The organism is Pseudoalteromonas sp. S3260 (genome assembly GCF_005886925.1).
Classification (GTDB): Bacteria; Pseudomonadota; Gammaproteobacteria; order Enterobacterales; family Alteromonadaceae; genus Pseudoalteromonas; species Pseudoalteromonas tetraodonis.
On record NZ_PNCV01000320.1, the window covers coordinates 1 to 349 of the forward strand.

Consider the following 349-nt stretch of genomic DNA (forward strand, 5'->3'; position numbering starts at 1 on the left):
AGTGCCAAGCCTTGGCGGTAGCAAAGCAGGCTCGCTAAATGAAACGCTTGCTGCAACTGGTCAATATCAATATCGATACTGTCCGTTTGCTTTGCGGCATAGGTCATTTCTTTAGCCGCGTGGGTATCACCGGTATTAGTTAAGTGGCGTGCCTGCACCGCAGCAACAAGTGATGGCACGGCAATACCAAGCTCCAAGGCATTTTGTGCCGTCCATAAGCCGGTGCCCTTGGCGCCCACCTTGTTATCGATTAAATCGACCAGCGGTGGAGTGTCCTTGGTTGCTAACTTGAGGATATGGCTAGAGATAGAGAGTAAATAGCTATTGAGCTCGCCCTCGGCCCAGGTAT

At 51.3% G+C, this 349-nt stretch carries 1 pseudogene; it reads right to left on the bottom strand.

Annotated elements, in window-relative coordinates:
- Window positions 1–349 (bottom strand): annotated as a pseudogene (locus CWC14_RS18640) (NADP-dependent phosphogluconate dehydrogenase); the annotation flags it as partial.